A 16,321-nucleotide genomic window follows, 5' to 3' on the forward strand; every position below is an offset into this window, starting at 1 on the left:
CACACGCCGATTACTCCGGATAAAAGATCAGACCATCGCCCTCCAGACAACGGCGCAATGCTCCCATGAACTGTGGGCCCGGATCTGACTTGATCGATCGATATCCCGCCACATGTTCGATGTAGAGCCCGCTGTCCCGCGCTGTATCCTGCTGGTAGTGGCCAAATACATAGGCAATCGTCGGATATTTTGCATGGAGATAGCGGATCAGCGCGGCATTCGCTGCGAGCTGCTCCTCCGTCAGATCCTCCACTCCGCCTACCCCGCCGACGTTCTCAATGCCGATGCTGCACCAGTTGTAGCCGATGATATGCCGTGCCATTGCCGTCTCCGGCAGGAGTCGGAAAATCGTCCCGTCACGGTCAACGAGAAAGTGTGCCGCATAGTTCATCGTCCCGTCCTGTGCCGCCGCAGCGTAGAAATGCCAATATGCGGACTCCCACGTGTCGCCCGCCGTCCAATGAACGACGACCGCCTGCGGTATAATCGTATCCATCGGCATGCCATAGTGAAGTGCGGCGTATTCCCGTGTGAGTTCTGCCCGCTCCTCCGAGTACACAACGGGCTGGTCCACCATCGGCGGCGGTTCCTGTGCGCATAATTTTGCCTCTCGTCCAAGCAAGAGCAGCACGGTGAACACAAGCACTGCCATGATGTTGTTCAGATTCATACGATCCTCCCGTGAAAAAGCGCTGCTGAAGCCCTAGATGGGGTAATAACTGAGCAGTTTTCGATAGAGTTCATAGATTGGGGCGTTCGACTTCTCGACGCGAAAGACATTGCCGCGCCGATCGATAAAACGTTCATTTCCGTCGGCGTCCATATCATACTGAAAGAGCTCATACTCATTGCGATAGGCATCAAAATTGCTGACACACTCCAATCGCGACCCATCCGTACGCCGAATCACGTAGAGGGTGTGGACGAGTTCTCCGCGTATACGCCATGTTTCGTCTTTGTCGAAATAGACTGTTCGTATGTCATCCGAGTAGCACCAAATGAGATTGCGCGCACCACATGGAACGGCGGCAGCAACAAGGAACAAGCAGGTCAGCAGCAGTGTCTTCTTCCACATCTGAACCCCTCCAATCATAGAGTTGCATAAGTATCTATATGTTTAGGATTAGAATTCGACAGAATAGCCAGAATCTCCTTCATGTTTTTTACCGATGAGTCATTCTTTCTGACGATTTACAAATGGCGTGATTTATCTTACAATAAGAGAATCAAATGACAGTCATGAGCAAGGTGATATGATGGAGCAGGGCATCGGCGCGTCACGGCGCGCGGTTTTTCTCGCGGGGGTGCATGACGGTGTGCCGATTGCACTCGGCTATTTCGTCGTGGCGTTTACGCTCGGGATTCTCGCCAAGACGGCGGGGCTGACGCCGTGGCAGGGCTTTCTCACGAGTTTTGTCAATCTCGCGTCGGCGGGCGAGTACGCAGGCTTTACGGTGATTGCGGCGCAGGCGCCCTATCTTGAGATCGCGGTGCTGACCCTCGTCGCGAATGCGCGCTACTTCCTCATGTCGGCGGCGCTCACGCAGCGGTTTGCACCCGAGACGCCCCTCCTCCACCGCCTCGCTGTGAGTTTCGGCGTGTCCGACGAGATCTTCGGCATCACGGTGGCGCGCGGCGGCATGGTCAATCCCTACTATAACTATGGCGCAATGGCGATTGCCGTCCCCGCCTGGGCGATCGGCACGTCGGCGGGCATCCTCGCAGGCGGTATTCTGCCGGCGGCGGCACTCTCCGCGCTCTCGGTCGCGCTCTATGGGATGTTCGTCTGGGTGATCCTCCCGCCCGCAAAGAGGAGCCGTCCCATCGCGGGGATGGTCGGTGTGAGCTTCGCGCTCTCGCTTGCGGCGACGTATGCCCCCATCACGTGTGAGCTCTCGGGCGGCACGCGCACGATCATCCTGACGCTGCTCATCGCGGGCGTCGGCGCGTGGCTGTTCCCCATCACGGAGCAGAAGGAGGATGCCGATGCGTGACGTATGGATCTACATCGCGGTCATGAGCATCGTGACCCTCGCCATCCGCCTCATCCCGCCGCTCGTCCTGCGCAGTGAGATCAAGAGCCGTTTCGTCCGCTCGTTCCTGTTCTACGTCCCCTACGTGACGCTCGCCGTCATGACCTTCCCCGCCATCGTGCTCGCGACGCGCACCCCTCTGGCGGGCGGTGCGGCGTTCGTCTTTGCCCTCTTTCTCGCGTGGAACGGCGCGAGTCTCTTTCGCTGTGCGGCGGGGGCGAGCATCATGGTCTTTGTGGTCGAGGGGCTTGTGATCGGATTTTAGGGAAGCCCTGATACATTCGACACGGCCATCTTAGAGACATTGGAGCCCTTCAATAAAAGAGATTTTATAAAATTTCATTTATTTTAAGAAATCGCTGATAAACTGATGAACGAGAAGCTGTATCAGGAGAAAGGAGGCGAGGGATGTCCATCGAGTTTGACTGCTGGTCCGGCATCATCATCGGCGGGGTACGCTACATCATCGTGGAAAAGATCTGCTACCGCGAGCAGAATGGGAGCGACACATGGACGGAGTACGGGCTCACCCTGGAGGAGGACAAGGACAGCGAGGCGCGCATGTGGCTGAGCATCAGCGCGGACGGCGCGGAGTGCACGCTCTCCACCCCCGTCGCGCGTGTCGTGCCGGCGAAGTCCTACCGTCTGATCGATGCGGGGATCGAGGTCGTCACGAGCGCACTCGGCGACACAGAGGCCTCGTACGGCGATTGTGCGGCCTACGAGCAGTACGAGATTGACGACAATCAATACTTCTTCCTTGAGGACTGGGACGGGTCAAAATACGGGTCGCGCGGGGTGAGAATCGATGCACATCTGATTCAATCCTTTGACCCCGGCCCCCAAAAGCGCCATGGGTTCCTGACCAAGAAACAGAAGGCCATCCTAAGCAAGCTGTTCTCCAGCAGTGCCGTATGGGGGGTGACCATATTTCTCGTCGTCATCATGCTGGATGTTGACCTGGACATCAACTCCATCCACGACATACGCCGCACGTTCGGTTTCCCGTATGCACTTCATGAGCGCCTCTCGGATGCGCCATACTACACGGAGGAGCCGGCGGAGGGGGATGCTCAGGTCTACCGTGCCAGTATCGACAAGAACGCCGCTGCCCTCGATCTCATCGAGGGGCTGGGCGGGTACGTGGATGAGATCGCCGAGAGTGACACGGATGCGCCGCAGCAGCTGATTTTCCTCCGCGCGGAGAAAGAGAACCTGCAGATCTCCGATGATGGCGAGGGGAAGGCGCGCATTGTCGTCTCACACGCGCCGCTTCCCGCAGATCGCGTGGCGTCGGTGACCGCCCGCACGCTCGGCCACTATGCCGAGACGGTGCGCGGGTGGAGTGAGACCGGCCGCCGCGGTGTTGTCGAGCCCGGCCCGAATGAGGCCCCCCTGCCGCTCCCACGATCCATCTATGCACCGCCGCCGAAAACGCCGCCTGCCGCCCCCGCCGCCCCTGCGTCCACAGCTGCGCCCTCTGATGCGGCAGCGGCACAGGACAAGTCATCTATCATGACACGAGCCGAATGGGTTGAGAAAATGCAGGCGGCGTCCGATGGGAGAGCGGTAAAGCCATCCCTGCATCTCGCACATTAGGGAATCGCTGATAATATGCAGTCCACTGACGATAGGAGAAACGCTATGATTGATCTGTCCACCCTCTTGCTCACCGCGTTCTATGCGCTCTTTGGCATCCTGCTGATGATCGTCTCCAATACGATCATGGATTTCTTCGTCCCCGGCGATTTCGCCGCTGAGATCAAGCGCGGCAACTGTGCCGTCGCATGGCTCTCCGCCGGCTCCTTCATCGGCATCGGGCAGATCCTGCGCGCCGTGATCCTCTCCCCCGCCTACGATGCTGTCCCGCCCGACTTCCTGCAGGGCGTCTTGCTCAGCATCGTCTACGCGGCGGTCGGCATCGTGTTCTTCGTTCTCGGCTTCTTCATCATCAAGATGTGGCATCGAAAGTACGCACTCGCCGAGCAGATCATGCGCGGCAACATGGCAGCGGGCATCTTCCTCTTTGGCGTATTCGTCGGGCTCTCCCTCGTCATCAGCGGAGCAGTGCACTAAGGAGCGGACGCATGGAAAATATGGGACGCAAGGCTGCCATCCTCGCCGCTGCCGTCGCGGCCGTCGGTGCTCTTGGGGCAGGCTATTACTATCGTAACGACATTATATATAAAATATGTGACATCGTACATCCCGAATGGAATGAGGGCGAGGCACGGCTCACGGATGATCTCGACCGCCGCTGCAGCCTCCTCAACAACGGCGACGGCACGGAGACCGTGCTCTACGACAACGATACGGCGGTGACCTTCCGGCGCGACGAGGGCGGTGATCTCGTCTGGCTGTACGGCACGGCGAGCATGATCGCTCCTCTGGCGGCAAACTATTTCGCCTTTCACGGGTTCTCCTACCCCGGCGGTCACATGGAGCTCGCACAGATGACCTACCGCATCGACGGGGCGCTCACACCGTTGCCCGAGGCCATCCCCGTACGGTCGGGCCGGCATCATCACACGACGGTCATCAATAGCGGCGGCGGTCGCGGAGGAAACAGCGACAACGACAACTATGAGCGGAACAAGAGCCGCCGCATCAAGGACATCAGCAAGCAGTCCGGCTTTGGACGGGCAGGCATCCGCTCCTCCTCGGGAGCATCATGATGCATCCAGCCACCTATATTGATCAGCTCGATCCTTCGATTTTCCCTTTTATTCAATACGCCGACTATCCAGATCGCTATCCTACGCATACAGTGCAGGCGTTCCCGGCATCATTCTATGAGGAGATGCGCACGGCATCGGCCGGGCTGTTCCGCGTCTTCTGCAAGGCCGCCGAGGTGCTCCAGCGTGCACCGAACGACTTCGCACGCGCGATGGATATGCCGCGCGAGATCCTGCCCTATCTGCACACGGTGAACGCCTTTCATCTGCCGACGTGGCTCTCGCGGTTCGACTTCGTACTCGACGAGGCGCAGCAGCTGCACATGGTGGAGATCAACGCCGATACGCCGTGCTTCGTCATCGAGTCCTTCTACGCGAACGGCGTCGCCGCCGCATACAACGGACGCCGCGATCCGAACGCGGGGGCGGAGGCGCAGCTGCGCGGCTTCCTCACGGAGGTACACAACCGTCTCTCCTCCCCCCTCGCCGATCTCGGGCGGCGCGCGCTCACGCGGCGGCCGTTCGTCTTCTCTGCGTTCGACGACTATCCCGAGGATCTCGGGACGACGCTCTACCTCATGCGGCTCATGCAGGAGGGCGTCCCCCACGGCGACATCCGCTTTCTCTCGTTCTATGATCTCGCGATCGACGCGCACGGCATTCCGCTGGACGACAACGCCTATGCATCAGCACTCTACCGCCTGCATCCAATGGAGATTCTCGTGGACGAACGCACGGAGGATGATGCACCGCTCGGGACGATGTTCCTCGATCTCTACCGCGCAGGCAGTTTTGCCATGATGAATCCGCCCGAGGCGATTCTCCTGCAAAACAAGTCCTTTATGGCACTGGTCTACGCGCTCGCATGCACGGGGCAGCTCTTGACGCCCGAGGAATGTGCGCTGGTGGAGCGTTACCTCACGCCGTCCTATTTCGAGGACGATTTCGATGCGCTGCGGGACGGCACCTACATCCGCAAGGAGATTTGGGGACGCGAGGGGAAGAACGTCCGCCTCGTCGAGAAGCGCGGCGGGCGCGAAGAGATGGTCTACGAGCGGCAGCCCGACAGCCCCGAGGAGATCATCTGCCGCGCGAGCAAGAAGGCAATGTATCAGGACTTCGTCCGTCAGCCGTGCTTTACGCATACGGTCGACTCTGGCAGCCTCACGGGCTGTCTGACGCTCTCGTGCTTCATGCTCTTCGGCGCCCCGTCCGCCGTGGGCGCACGGTTCTCCCCCGAGGAGATCGCGGGGACAGAGGCATTCTTCGTACCATTGGTCATCGCATAGCAAAAGGGGAATAGGCAACTCGCCTATTCCCCTTTTCGATCAAAAAAGAACCGCCTGTGGTTCGCAGCGGTTCTTTCTTCAAGTACAAAGACTTTAGGGAGAGACCGACGTTCCCACGCGTCAGTCACTCTTTTTCTATCCCTATTATATTCTACCCACAAAGTCCTGTCAAGTGCGCTCGCTGTGCCGCCCCACATAGCTCCCCGCGAGGAAGAGGACAAGGGAGGCGGTGATGCCGACAGAGATCGGATGCAGGCCGAGCGGTTTGATCCCGAGTGCCATTGCCGCGCAGTAGATGACCGTGCCGCCCGCCATCGCGGCGAGTGCGCCCGTGCGGTTGGCCCAGCGCGTAAAGAGGCCGAAGACGAGCACCCAGAAGAACGCCGTCTCTAGGCCACCGAACGCGAACATATTGATGAGCCAGATGAGCGACGGCGGCGACACCGCCAGGAGAAAGACGATCACGCCGAGCACGGCAGTGACCCCCATGGAGAGACGGCGCAGACGCTCCTCGGGAACGTCCCTGCCGTGCTTCTGTGCGTGGTGGAGGTAGACGTCCTTCACCACGGCGGAGGACGCAACGATGAGTACGCCCGAGATGGTTGAGATGGAGGCGGCGAGCGGCCCGATGATCGCAAAGCCGAGCAGCTCCGGCGGCATGACGTGCGCCATGAGCTGCGGGATCACGCTGTCGACGCCACCAAGTGCCTTTGCCTCCACGCCGAGCACGCCGCGCCCGAGCACGCCGACGAGATTGACGGCGATGTTCATAAAGGCGATGACCACCGTCCCGATGATCATGGCGCGGTGCATATCACGGCTGCTGCGATAGCTGATGCCGCGCACGACGGACTGCGGCAGGGCGATGGTGAGTGCCCCCACGAGCAGCCACTGCGAGACATAGAGCGAGATGGGCATGCGTCCCTCCGCCGTTGGGGTCAGCATCGCGGGATGCGCCGTGCGCAGCTGTTCCAGAATCGCTGCGAATCCGCCGCCCGCCGCGAGGACGTAGTAGAACAGCAGGACGATGCCGAGCATCATCACGATCGCACAGCAGGTGTCGGTGAGCGCAACCGCACGGAACCCGCCGATCGAGGTGTAGATGACAACCACGATGCCGAAGAGCACGAGCCCCAGCTCATAGGAGTAGCCCGTCACTGCGGCGAAGAGCTGCGCCCCGCCCACGAACTGCGCGACCATCGAGGCAGCGAAAAAGAGCACGATCACGAACGCCGCGACTGCCGCGAGCGCATCCGACCGATAGCGGTGACGGATGATGTCCACGATGGTGACGGCGTGAATCCGCCGTGCGAGCCGTGCAACACGCGTCCCGAAGATCCCGAGCACAAGGAAGATGGTCATGGTCTGGATGACCGCCATGTAGATCCAGCCGAAACCGATCTCATACGCCATGCCGGGACCGCCGACGAAGGAACTGACCGAGCTGTAGGTCGCGACCATCGTCATCGCGAGCACGAAGCCGCCGAGCGACTGCCCGCCGACGAAGTAGGTTGAGAGGAAGCCGCCCGCCGCACTCTGCCGCCGCACATAGAAACCGAGCGCGAGCATCCCCGCCATAAAGCCGAGGAGCGGCAGGAGTACCATGAGATTCCCGCTCATCGCGCCCCCCCCTCTCCCGCCTCATCGTCGAGGGGAATATCCTCCGCCGTATGTGCGAGACAGACGGCGAGCACCGCGCCCGTGACGAGCACGCCGACCGACGACGCAACCGCCCAGAGCGGCAGTCCCAGTACCGTCACGGAGACGGCAGACAGCCCGAATCCGAGCATGATCCAGATGAGCGCAAAGAGCACGCCCACCGCCGCAGTACGCCTCGCCTCACGGCTGATGGCGTCTGCCCATTTTTCATCCTGCATGATGAACCTCCTTGATACTAAGGAAGCACGGATAAATTCAGCGCGCGTCTCTTGACGCATCTTTCTTGCCCGCTCAATCCCTGCAAATCCTCCACATCGCTTTAGCGATGCGTCCGATTGGGGTCTCTCGTCCGAACAAAAATCTACGCCAATCTGAGGCTCTATTTTATCAGCGATTCCTTAAAGCCCTTCTGCGCATCGTATGGAGCGGCGCAAACACGCTCCCACGAGATGCCGCAGGCGCGCCGTCAGGCGGACATATCCTGCCTGCGGCACGAGATTCATCTTAACACATCTCACATCGCATCGCAAATACAGGAAGCACGGATAAATTCAGCGCACGCCTCTTGACGCATCTTTCTTGCCCGCATTTCGGCGGAAAATCTACGCCCATCTGACAGACTTCATTGTACCAGCAGCTCCTAAAGTACCGCGGCAATAATTTATTTTATGCAGATTAGAATAAATGTGAATTTTCCTTGATTCTTTGAGAAAAACGCGCTACACTCTTTTTATATGGCAGGATATGCAGGCGATCGGGGAGGAAGAATACCATGTCCATCAAACAAAAGCTGCTGCTTATGGGCGCCGTCATGGCGATCCTTGTCGGCGTGATCTGCGCGGTTGGCTATCACAGGGCACAAAGTGCCCTCGTTGAGAGCACCTCCAACGAGATTGACGCTGCGCTGAACGTCGAAGCTGCATCGCTGAACGGCTGGCTGCTGGAAAGAAAGCAGCTCGCTCAGAGCGCGGCAAATCTGCTCACCGCCATGGCGGGCAGTCCCATGGAACATGACCGCAGTCTCATGAGTCTTGCCACCGGCGACAAGGCGATCCTTGACCTCAGTCACGGTGCCGAAAACGGTACTTTCATCAGCTGGGTGGATGGAGATATCACCGCCGAGATGGATCCGCGCACGCGCGACTGGTACAAAGATGCAAAGGCAGCGGATGCCCCCGGCTTCACCTCAGTGTACCAGGATCCGCTGAACAAAAAGCTGATCATCTCGGCTACTGCTCCCTACCGAACACCAGACGGAACCTTCGCAGGTGCCGTCTGCGCCGACGTCACACTGGACACGCTCTCCGCACGCGTACAGGAACTGAAATACCACGGCGAAGGGAAAGGCGTCATCATCGACCGCACAGGTATCATTATCACGGATGCCGACGGCAATACCCTGCGCAAAGCGTCGGATGATCCCGTCCTCAAGGATCATCTCGCGGAAATGCAGGAGAAAAAACAGGGACACTTCGTCGCCCCCATGGATGATGAGGAGCAGATCATCGCCTATACAACCGTCCCCGAAACGGGATGGATCATCGCCATTGCTGTTCCCGAGCGCGTGGCATTTGCTCAGCTCGCGGATCTGCGCATCTCCTATGCGGGGCTGACCATTGTCGGCATCCTGCTCGTCATCGGCATCATCATCGCCCTGCTGCGCTTTGCCGCGACGATCACAACGGCAACGGAGGAACTCACGGGTCATGTGGATGCGCTTGCCCACGGACAGCTGAACCTCCCCGATCTCCCTGTGAACTCGGACGACGAGCTCGGACGGCTCGCCGCGAACTTCAACACCATGACGAAGAACATCCGTGATCTCATCAAACAGGTCGCATCGACCGCCGAGCAGCTCGCCGCTTCCTCCGAGGAGCTGACGGCAGGTGCACATCAGATGGCAGAGTCCGCCACGGAAATCGCGGGCACGGTCTCCTCCGTCGCGAACGGCACAGAGAAACAGCTCACCACACTCTCTGCAGCGCGCAGCAGCATCCACAAGGTATCGGACGATATCGGAGCAATGTCTGCGAAGTCTGCTTCCGTCGCAGATGAGTCCGCTGCGACCGCCGAAGCCGCCCAGAAGGGTACATCTTTGATGAACGATGCCATGGACAAAATGACCGCCATCGAGCAGAGCGTCCAGCGTTCGGCGGAGGTCGTGGAGAAACTCGGCGAGAGCTCCCAGCAGATCGGCGAGATCGTCGAGACCATCTCCGCCATTGCCGAGCAGACGAATCTCCTCGCGCTCAACGCTGCCATCGAGGCGGCACGCGCGGGCGAGACGGGACGCGGCTTCGCTGTCGTCGCCGAGGAGGTCAGAAAGCTCGCCGAGCAGTCACGCGACGCCGCCGACCAGATCAAGGAGCGCATCACCTCCGTCCAGAGCGACACGACGCATGCTGTCACTGCCATGCAGACCGGTACAGAAGAGGTTCAGGTCGGTGCGGGCGCGATTCATGCCGTCGGCGAGCAGTTCGACAGCATCATGCACAAGGTCGATGCGATCAATACGGAGATGGCAGAGATCAATGCGGCGATGCAGGACGTCACAGGCGGTGCGGAGAATGTGGTCAGCGCCACTGATGCCGCCGACGACATCTCCCAGACCACGGCGACGCACATGCAGACCATCGCCTCCGCCTCAGAGAGCCAGTCCGCATCGAGCGAGGAGATTGCCGCTGCCTCACAGGCACTCGCCGTCCTCGCCACCGACCTGCAGAATACGACGCAGAAATTTACCTTCTGAAGCCAACGCAAGGACGCCCCTGCAGACATTTGCCGGGGCGTTTTACTTGTTTTCATCAGGCAATAACGCTATAATGACAAACACCATAAACAAGCAGCATCTCACCTCAGAAAGGACGCCCATGACAGACATCATCGACCTGCATACCCACACCGTCGCGAGTATGCATGCATACAGCACCATCCGCGAGATGGCAGCGGCGGCAAAGGAAAAGGGGCTCGCCCTCCTCGGCATCTCTGACCACGCACCCGCCATGCCGGGGACATTCCACGAAATCTACTTCCACAACTTCAAGGTGATCGGTCACGCCTCCTACGGCGTCGAAATTCTCATGGGTGCTGAGCTGAACATCATGGACGGGACGGGACGCGTTGATCTGCCCGAAAATGTGCTGAAAAAACTCCACTACGCCATCGCAAGTCTGCACGATCTCGTGATCGCTCCCGGCAGCGTCGAGGAAAATACAGCGGCACTCTTAGGCGCAATGAAAAATCCCTACGTTACGATCATCGGACATCCCGACAACCCCGCCTATCCCATCGATGCTGATGCAGTGGCACGCGCCGCTGCGGAGGAGCATGTTCTCATCGAGATGAACAATTCCTCGCACGACCCACATGGCAGCCGCCCCGGGAGCAGCCGCCTCGCGCGCGGTTTGCTCGCCGCCTGCCGCCGCCACGGCGCGCACATTCTCCTCGGCAGTGACGCGCACATCGATGCAGATGTGGGGGAGCATGACTATACGCACGGCATCCTCAGGGAGATTGGTTTCCCCGCAGAGATGGTGCTCAACGACAATCCTGCACGGTTGAAGGCATGGCTGATGAATCGCCATGAACGAAACGGAGTTCATGGTATGAAATATTTTTCTTAATTGTTACCAATTATTTATATTTTATCCTTATTTATTGTTATTTATTGTTTTTCTGCCGTAAATACCTGCGGCAGCACAAAAGTGCCGGTCAAGAAACTCTTGACCGGCACTTTTTACATGACGATGTCCTTACTCCTCGTCGCCGCCCCATGAGGTATCCGTGAAAAGCTCAAGGGGCTCTCCCGGAAGGGCACGCTGTGCGGAGATTTCGAACGGTATTTTCTGCGTTCGCACGCAGGCGATGGCGAACATATTGATCGCCGTGGACATATTCATCCCGACCGCACCGCAGAACTGCTCAAAGCTCTTTTTGAGCTCAGCATCCATGCGGATACTGATGCTGGTCTGTGCCATATATGACATCCCCTTTACAAACTCACATGCTTTTTTAAGAATATCATATTTTATGTGCTGTTGCAAGAGGAAGTGCCGCACAGGCGCGCAGTTTTCGCAGGAGATTTGCCTTGCTCTTGGAGAGCGCCCCCGCGCTCGTGCCGAGGAGCACTGCAATGCGGCGCAGGGTGAGGTCGCGAAAGTAGTGGAGGTCGAGTACCTCCTTCTCCCGCTCCGTGAGGCGGTGCATCGCGCGCGTGAGGATGTCCTCGGCAAGAAGCCGCTCATCTGCCCGCTCAGTCGGACAGACGGTGCCGCATGCCGCCCACGCCTCATGCCCTGCAGCATCTTCCTGCGGCGCACAGGTGCGCGCCCGCCGCCGCAGCTCCCGCCGAAACTCTGCGATGAGTGCGTGGTGGACGCGTGCCTTGACGAATCCCGCAAACGGCGGACCGTACGCTGCATCATAGTCGTGCAGTGCCTCGATGAAGGCGAGGATGGCGACATTCTCCGCCTCCGCCGCGAGAGCACTGCCGCGCAGATACGACGCATGAGACTCTGCCGTGATCAGCCCGCGGTAACGAGCCGTCATCTCCGCCATTGCCGCCGCCTCACCGCGTACTGCTCGTGCGATGACAGCATCCTCCTCCGCCTTTGTGAGCAGCGGAACGTCTCGTCTTTTTTCTTTCGATTTCATGTGATATTCCTCCTTCAAACATACGTTTTGTTAAAAGGAGTATATCCGCTTGCTGCCCACAGCGCAAAAGCACCATCCATGCGATGGCAGAAAAAAGCCGCAGATTGCTCTGCGGTGTCGGATATTTTATTCTATTTTCCCGCCGGTGCGGCTCTCACGAAAATATTTTACTCCGCTGCAGTCTCTGTGAGAGCAGAAAGTGCTGCACCGATGACGTTCTCATCAATTGTCTGGATGCAACAGATGACATATGCATGTTCCTCCAGGCGGAACGGGATGAGATGATGCAGGCGCAGGACGCGCGTTCCATCGGGCATTCGCTTATGCAGAAGAATAGTATGATCGGCACTGCTCTCTGCCCCGCCAAGAATGGCAGTAAAGTGCGGCTCGCTGCAGAACTGCTCAAACAGTTTTCGTTCCTCCGGGAGGATCATCGCGGCGGCATATCTCTGCACCAGTGTCTCATACGGCTCGAAGCTGTTGAGGAAGCTCGGCTCGGAGGCCGAGCAGTAGAGCTGCGTCAGGCGATGTTTGTGGAGATCATAGAGATCGACGCGGTCATAGAGCTCGACAATCTGGTTCATGGCCTCCTGCATCGATCCGGCCTCAGGGCTGAAGCGCGAGATGTTCACCGTCGCCATGAGGAAGACGGCACGCATATCATCCTCGTCGCGTGCAATGAGGCGCAAACGCACACTGTTGAACGAGTCTCGCGTGATGAAGTCCGTATACACCTCACGCCCCGTGTGATCCGCCTCCTCCATCATGCATGCGATCATGCGCTGATGTTGGTGGAGCCGACGCTCATAGTGCGGTGTATGTACACTTTCTTCGTCGAGCTCAATGCTCTTGAGGAAAAGGCGAAACATGTGGTTTTGATAAAGGTACTTGAACGAGCCGTCACACTCCTCGAGAATGGCAATGGCAAGTGCATCACCGATCTCAGGCGATCCGCGGCGCTCAAGCGGCGTATTCGAAAGGACATTGATCGCGCCGATCTTCGCATAGTAGCTGCCGAGGCGAAACGGTTCCGTCTTTGCCTTTGCCGCAGGGCCATAGCAGTAAGCAATGGCGTCTGTGAGCGGAATCGGAGGACTGAACAGATACCCCTGCACCTTTTCGCAGCCGATCTCCTGGAGAAAGGCGAATTGTTCCTCCGTCTCGACTCCCTCGGCGAGTGTGTGCATCCCAAGCTCCTTTGCCATGTTGACGATGGAGCGGATGACGACGGCAGACTTCGGATTGGTATCGAACGAACGCAGGAAATTCATGTCAATTTTCAGCACATCAAAAACATAATCCTTGACGTTGTTCAGCGAGGAGTACCCGCTGCCGAAGTCGTCCATCCAGACTTCGTAGCCTGCTGTACGAAACCGCGCAATCTCCCCCTGCAGGAATGCTTCATCATGATTCAGTGCTCCCTCCGTGACCTCGATGTTGAGCATCTGACGGGGCACGTCATAGCGCAGGCGGACATCCTCGACCGCCTGTACCATGTCCATCAGGCGAAAGTCCGCCCGGGAAAGATTCACTGAGACGCGCAGAAGATTCCAGTCCGGCATATCGCTGCGCATCTGTACGATATGGCGGCAGACCAGCTCGATGATATAGAGATCAAGCTGGGGGGAGAGATGGGCATCCTCCAGCACGGGGACAAACACCCCGGGGGAGATCATTCCATAGACGGGGTCACGCCATCGGGCAAGGGCCTCAAGCCCGCAGATCTCGCGCGTCATCGTGCGGATCTCGGGCTGATAGAACACCTCGATGTACCCCGCGTCCCGAGCCTCCTGAAACGATCGAATAATATGGTTGCGGAAGTTGAGCTCATCCTCCATCGCCGGATCGAATATCGCCCACACAAGATCATAGGTGCTCTTGATGCTGTTGCAGGCAATCTTCGCGCGATCGATAATGAGCGCAATATCCATTACGTCCTCGCTGGGACTGTAGATGCCCGCCTTTACCTCCATCGGCAGCTGCGGATCATAGACATGAATGCGGTCATGGATGAACTGGATCTGTCCGCCAGGATTTTCGATCACCGTGGCGACAACGAAATGATCATCATTAAACCGCGCGATGAGGTCCCCTGTGAATGACTCACGCAGGAGATCTGCCATGTAGCGCAGGAATCGATTGCCCTGCTGAAAGCTATAGCGTTGATTAAAGCTTTTAAAATTCTCAACATCAAAATAAATAAACGTGAGCGGCTCCGTCATCGGATCCTGAAGATGAACCGATGCATGGCGCATGAACTGCATCATATTGAGAAGTCCGGTCACCTGACAGCAATCCCGTTCACCGTAGTGTCCCAGCAATATCTCCCCTACTCTCTTCATGCTCCTCTTAGAGCGAGATGCGTGCAAACTCTTCAATCATGTCGCGCAGGCTCATCCCGCTGGTTCCGCTCAGTACGCCTGAGCGCTCGCCAGGCGCCTGTTTCATCTTTGCAACGACTGCATCGAAGAGATCATCCTCGATTGATCCCGGAACCAGCTGCTCCCAGTTTGCGGCATCATAGGGGCGCTCCTTAACAGCGTTCTCCGGGCGTCCCGTCACCTCAAGTTCGGAGATGAACATAATCTCGCGCCGCTCGGGGCTGATGTAGTAATGCTCCAAAAAGTACTTGTTCGGGCGTACCTTGCCATCCTCGGAAACCGTGCTGCCCGTCGTGTTCTCCACAAGACGCACCCATGCCTCGATCATGCGCTCCCTTCCGCTGTTCGGGCGCAGAACCCAGCGCGAATTCTTCGAATCCAGATAATAGGTAAAGCCGTTGTCCACAAAGAGGGTCTTGTAGCGTGCCTTCTTCTCACGCTTCTGCTCTGCCTTTTTCGCCGCACGGGCGGCTTTCTTTGCCGCCCGTGCCTGCGCCTTCTCTGCATCGCGCGCAGCCTTTGCCTCTGCCTTCGCATCCGCCGCAGTGCTCTGCGCCGCCTGATCCGCAGGCTGTTCCGTACTGCCTGCCCCCTGCATCAATGCGGCCTCGGCTTCCGTATCGGACGCCGCTGCCGTACTCACACTGCCGCCGGCCGCGAACATGATCAGCGTCCCGATCGCAATTCCCTTCCAATAGTTCGTCATCCTACCGTTCCGCCCTTCCCGTCTCTATCAAAATATATGCCGTATTGCGCGCCCCCACTGTGTCATACGCAAAAACGGTATAAGAAACACACATTATGCTGTCCTAATTAATTTCGACACAGACCGTGTAAATCCTTTACTGAAACATGGGTTTTTTTGATTCCGTCCGCCCAAAGCAGAGGCCCTCTTTGCTAAACGATCGGCCGACGTGTCGGCGCTCCCCCGCCGCGCGGATAGGCGGCAGGGGTCTGCCGCTCCTTGGTCACCGTGAGCATCGCACGCACATCGTCGAGCCCCGGCAGACGCACGGGGCGCGCCGTGATGCGGCCGCCGCCGAGCACCTCCGCCGCGCGCCGCGCCTCCTTTTGCTCCGCGGCATAGGCGCGTCCCTTGAGCGCGAGCAGGGTTCCGCCGATGCGCACGAAGGGCAGTGCATACTCAAGGAGAACGGGCAGGCGTGCCACGGCGCGGCTCACGGCGATATCGTACGCCGCACGGTGCTCCGCCGTGCGTGCCGCCTCCTCCGCACGTGCGTGGATGCATCGCACATTTGGGAGTCCCATCGCCGCCGTCACCTCCATGAGGAAACGTACGCGCTTGTTGAGTGAGTCGAGGAGCGTCACCGTGAGATGCGGCGCATAGACCGCAAGCGGGATACCGGGGAGCCCCGCGCCCGTCCCCACATCGATCAGCGTCCGCGCCCCGTCGAACAGCGCGGCATCGTACGCCGTCAGGCTGTCGATGATATGCTTGACCGCGACATCCTCAGGTGCGGTGAGCGCCGTGAGATTCATGCGCGTGTTCCAGTCAAGGAGCATTTCATTGTAGACTGAAAACTGCCCGACCTGCTCCGCAGTCAGCGGGATGCCCGCCTCTGCCGCGCGCGCCGTAAGGATCTCCTCAAACGCCGTCATACTGCCCTCTT

At 58.7% G+C, this 16,321-nt stretch carries 17 protein-coding genes; 8 read left to right on the forward strand and 9 right to left on the reverse strand.

Features of this window, described 5'->3' with window-relative positions:
* Positions 1-10: 10 nt before the first annotated feature.
* Positions 11-670 carry an N-acetylmuramoyl-L-alanine amidase gene (locus tag HMPREF0908_RS06335; protein ID WP_006690630.1) on the reverse strand — a complete coding sequence of 220 codons (660 nt, stop codon included), beginning with the start codon at positions 668-670 and terminating at the stop codon, positions 11-13.
* Between the two features lie 33 nt (positions 671-703).
* Positions 704-1,075: a hypothetical protein gene (locus HMPREF0908_RS06340; protein WP_040572552.1), complete on the reverse strand. Its 372-nt coding sequence runs from the start codon at positions 1,073-1,075 to the stop codon at positions 704-706.
* 178 nt (positions 1,076-1,253) lie between these two features.
* Here HMPREF0908_RS06340 and HMPREF0908_RS06345 point away from each other — a divergent pair, with 178 nt between their 5' ends.
* The 6 genes from HMPREF0908_RS06345 to HMPREF0908_RS06370 all read left to right on the forward strand — a co-directional run bounded on the left by HMPREF0908_RS06345 (position 1,254) and on the right by HMPREF0908_RS06370 (position 5,997).
* Positions 1,254-1,994 (forward strand): AzlC family ABC transporter permease, encoded by a 741-nt coding sequence (locus HMPREF0908_RS06345; RefSeq protein WP_006690632.1) that lies wholly within the window; start codon positions 1,254-1,256, stop codon positions 1,992-1,994.
* Positions 1,987-2,298 (forward strand): AzlD domain-containing protein, encoded by a 312-nt coding sequence (locus HMPREF0908_RS06350; RefSeq protein WP_040572553.1) that lies wholly within the window; start codon positions 1,987-1,989, stop codon positions 2,296-2,298. Before HMPREF0908_RS06345 ends, HMPREF0908_RS06350 begins: the two co-directional genes overlap by 8 nt.
* A gap of 143 nt (positions 2,299-2,441) precedes the next feature.
* Complete coding sequence (locus HMPREF0908_RS06355; RefSeq protein WP_006690634.1) at positions 2,442-3,632, forward strand: DUF4178 domain-containing protein; 1,191 nt, start codon at positions 2,442-2,444, stop codon at positions 3,630-3,632.
* 45 nt (positions 3,633-3,677) lie between these two features.
* Complete coding sequence (locus tag HMPREF0908_RS06360; RefSeq protein WP_040572554.1) at positions 3,678-4,109, forward strand: DUF350 domain-containing protein; 432 nt, start codon at positions 3,678-3,680, stop codon at positions 4,107-4,109.
* Positions 4,110-4,120: 11 nt separating this feature from the next.
* Positions 4,121-4,708, forward strand: a complete 588-nt coding sequence (locus HMPREF0908_RS06365; RefSeq protein ID WP_006690636.1) for a hypothetical protein — start codon at positions 4,121-4,123, stop codon at positions 4,706-4,708.
* Complete coding sequence (locus HMPREF0908_RS06370) at positions 4,705-5,997, forward strand: glutathionylspermidine synthase family protein (RefSeq protein ID WP_006690637.1); 1,293 nt, start codon at positions 4,705-4,707, stop codon at positions 5,995-5,997. Before HMPREF0908_RS06365 ends, HMPREF0908_RS06370 begins: the two co-directional genes overlap by 4 nt.
* A 168-nt stretch (positions 5,998-6,165) precedes the next feature.
* Here HMPREF0908_RS06370 and panF read toward each other — a convergent pair whose 3' ends face one another.
* Together panF and HMPREF0908_RS06380 are read right to left on the reverse strand one after the other, a co-directional pair.
* Positions 6,166-7,617: a sodium/pantothenate symporter gene (panF, locus tag HMPREF0908_RS06375; protein ID WP_006690638.1), complete on the reverse strand. Its 1,452-nt coding sequence runs from the start codon at positions 7,615-7,617 to the stop codon at positions 6,166-6,168.
* Complete coding sequence (locus HMPREF0908_RS06380) at positions 7,614-7,874, reverse strand: DUF997 family protein (RefSeq protein ID WP_040572555.1); 261 nt, start codon at positions 7,872-7,874, stop codon at positions 7,614-7,616. Before HMPREF0908_RS06380 ends, panF begins: the two co-directional genes overlap by 4 nt.
* Positions 7,875-8,428: 554 nt before the next feature.
* Here HMPREF0908_RS06380 and HMPREF0908_RS06385 point away from each other — a divergent pair.
* Positions 8,429-10,405 carry a methyl-accepting chemotaxis protein gene (locus HMPREF0908_RS06385; RefSeq protein WP_006690640.1) on the forward strand — a complete coding sequence of 659 codons (1,977 nt, stop codon included), beginning with the start codon at positions 8,429-8,431 and terminating at the stop codon, positions 10,403-10,405.
* Between the two features lie 121 nt (positions 10,406-10,526).
* Complete coding sequence (locus HMPREF0908_RS06390) at positions 10,527-11,279, forward strand: phosphatase (protein WP_040572556.1); 753 nt, start codon at positions 10,527-10,529, stop codon at positions 11,277-11,279.
* 129 nt (positions 11,280-11,408) lie between these two features.
* Here HMPREF0908_RS06390 and HMPREF0908_RS06395 read toward each other — a convergent pair whose 3' ends face one another.
* From HMPREF0908_RS06395 to rsmG, 5 genes are all read right to left on the reverse strand, one after another.
* A complete protein-coding gene (locus tag HMPREF0908_RS06395; protein ID WP_006690642.1) occupies positions 11,409-11,633 on the reverse strand; it encodes a type II toxin-antitoxin system RelB/DinJ family antitoxin in 225 nt (74 codons plus the stop codon).
* A 43-nt stretch (positions 11,634-11,676) separates the two neighbouring features.
* Positions 11,677-12,309 (reverse strand): sigma-70 family RNA polymerase sigma factor, encoded by a 633-nt coding sequence (locus HMPREF0908_RS06400; RefSeq protein ID WP_006690643.1) that lies wholly within the window; start codon positions 12,307-12,309, stop codon positions 11,677-11,679.
* Between the two features lie 167 nt (positions 12,310-12,476).
* On the reverse strand, positions 12,477-14,651 hold the full coding sequence (locus tag HMPREF0908_RS06405; protein WP_006690644.1) for a GGDEF domain-containing phosphodiesterase: 2,175 nt from the start codon (positions 14,649-14,651) through the stop codon (positions 12,477-12,479).
* Between the two features lie 7 nt (positions 14,652-14,658).
* On the reverse strand, positions 14,659-15,396 hold the full coding sequence (locus HMPREF0908_RS06410) for a hypothetical protein (protein WP_006690645.1): 738 nt from the start codon (positions 15,394-15,396) through the stop codon (positions 14,659-14,661).
* 191 nt (positions 15,397-15,587) lie between these two features.
* Complete coding sequence (gene rsmG, locus HMPREF0908_RS06415) at positions 15,588-16,310, reverse strand: 16S rRNA (guanine(527)-N(7))-methyltransferase RsmG (RefSeq protein ID WP_006690646.1); 723 nt, start codon at positions 16,308-16,310, stop codon at positions 15,588-15,590.
* Positions 16,311-16,321 lie beyond the last annotated feature (11 nt).

This window comes from Centipeda flueggei ATCC 43531, assembly GCF_000160695.1.
Lineage (GTDB): Bacteria > Bacillota > Negativicutes > Selenomonadales > Selenomonadaceae > Centipeda > Centipeda flueggei.

Excerpts from the sequence above, each read along its gene's own strand:
- HMPREF0908_RS06345 (WP_006690632.1), top strand. The coding sequence starts at position 1,254 with ATGATGGAGCAGGGCATCGGCGCGTCACGGCGCGCGGTTTTTCTCGCG.
- HMPREF0908_RS06335 (WP_006690630.1), bottom strand. The coding sequence starts at position 670 with ATGAATCTGAACAACATCATGGCAGTGCTTGTGTTCACCGTGCTGCTC.
- HMPREF0908_RS06370 (WP_006690637.1), top strand. The coding sequence starts at position 4,705 with ATGATGCATCCAGCCACCTATATTGATCAGCTCGATCCTTCGATTTTC.
- HMPREF0908_RS06350 (WP_040572553.1), top strand. The coding sequence starts at position 1,987 with ATGCGTGACGTATGGATCTACATCGCGGTCATGAGCATCGTGACCCTC.
- HMPREF0908_RS06390 (WP_040572556.1), top strand. The coding sequence starts at position 10,527 with ATGACAGACATCATCGACCTGCATACCCACACCGTCGCGAGTATGCAT.
- HMPREF0908_RS06405 (WP_006690644.1), bottom strand. The coding sequence starts at position 14,651 with ATGAAGAGAGTAGGGGAGATATTGCTGGGACACTACGGTGAACGGGAT.
- HMPREF0908_RS06400 (WP_006690643.1), bottom strand. The coding sequence starts at position 12,309 with ATGAAATCGAAAGAAAAAAGACGAGACGTTCCGCTGCTCACAAAGGCG.
- HMPREF0908_RS06340 (WP_040572552.1), bottom strand. The coding sequence starts at position 1,075 with ATGTGGAAGAAGACACTGCTGCTGACCTGCTTGTTCCTTGTTGCTGCC.
- panF (WP_006690638.1), bottom strand. The coding sequence starts at position 7,617 with ATGAGCGGGAATCTCATGGTACTCCTGCCGCTCCTCGGCTTTATGGCG.
- HMPREF0908_RS06355 (WP_006690634.1), top strand. The coding sequence starts at position 2,442 with ATGTCCATCGAGTTTGACTGCTGGTCCGGCATCATCATCGGCGGGGTA.
- HMPREF0908_RS06360 (WP_040572554.1), top strand. The coding sequence starts at position 3,678 with ATGATTGATCTGTCCACCCTCTTGCTCACCGCGTTCTATGCGCTCTTT.
- HMPREF0908_RS06385 (WP_006690640.1), top strand. The coding sequence starts at position 8,429 with ATGTCCATCAAACAAAAGCTGCTGCTTATGGGCGCCGTCATGGCGATC.
- HMPREF0908_RS06380 (WP_040572555.1), bottom strand. The coding sequence starts at position 7,874 with ATGCAGGATGAAAAATGGGCAGACGCCATCAGCCGTGAGGCGAGGCGT.
- HMPREF0908_RS06410 (WP_006690645.1), bottom strand. The coding sequence starts at position 15,396 with ATGACGAACTATTGGAAGGGAATTGCGATCGGGACGCTGATCATGTTC.
- HMPREF0908_RS06365 (WP_006690636.1), top strand. The coding sequence starts at position 4,121 with ATGGAAAATATGGGACGCAAGGCTGCCATCCTCGCCGCTGCCGTCGCG.
- rsmG (WP_006690646.1), bottom strand. The coding sequence starts at position 16,310 with ATGACGGCGTTTGAGGAGATCCTTACGGCGCGCGCGGCAGAGGCGGGC.
- HMPREF0908_RS06395 (WP_006690642.1), bottom strand. The coding sequence starts at position 11,633 with ATGGCACAGACCAGCATCAGTATCCGCATGGATGCTGAGCTCAAAAAG.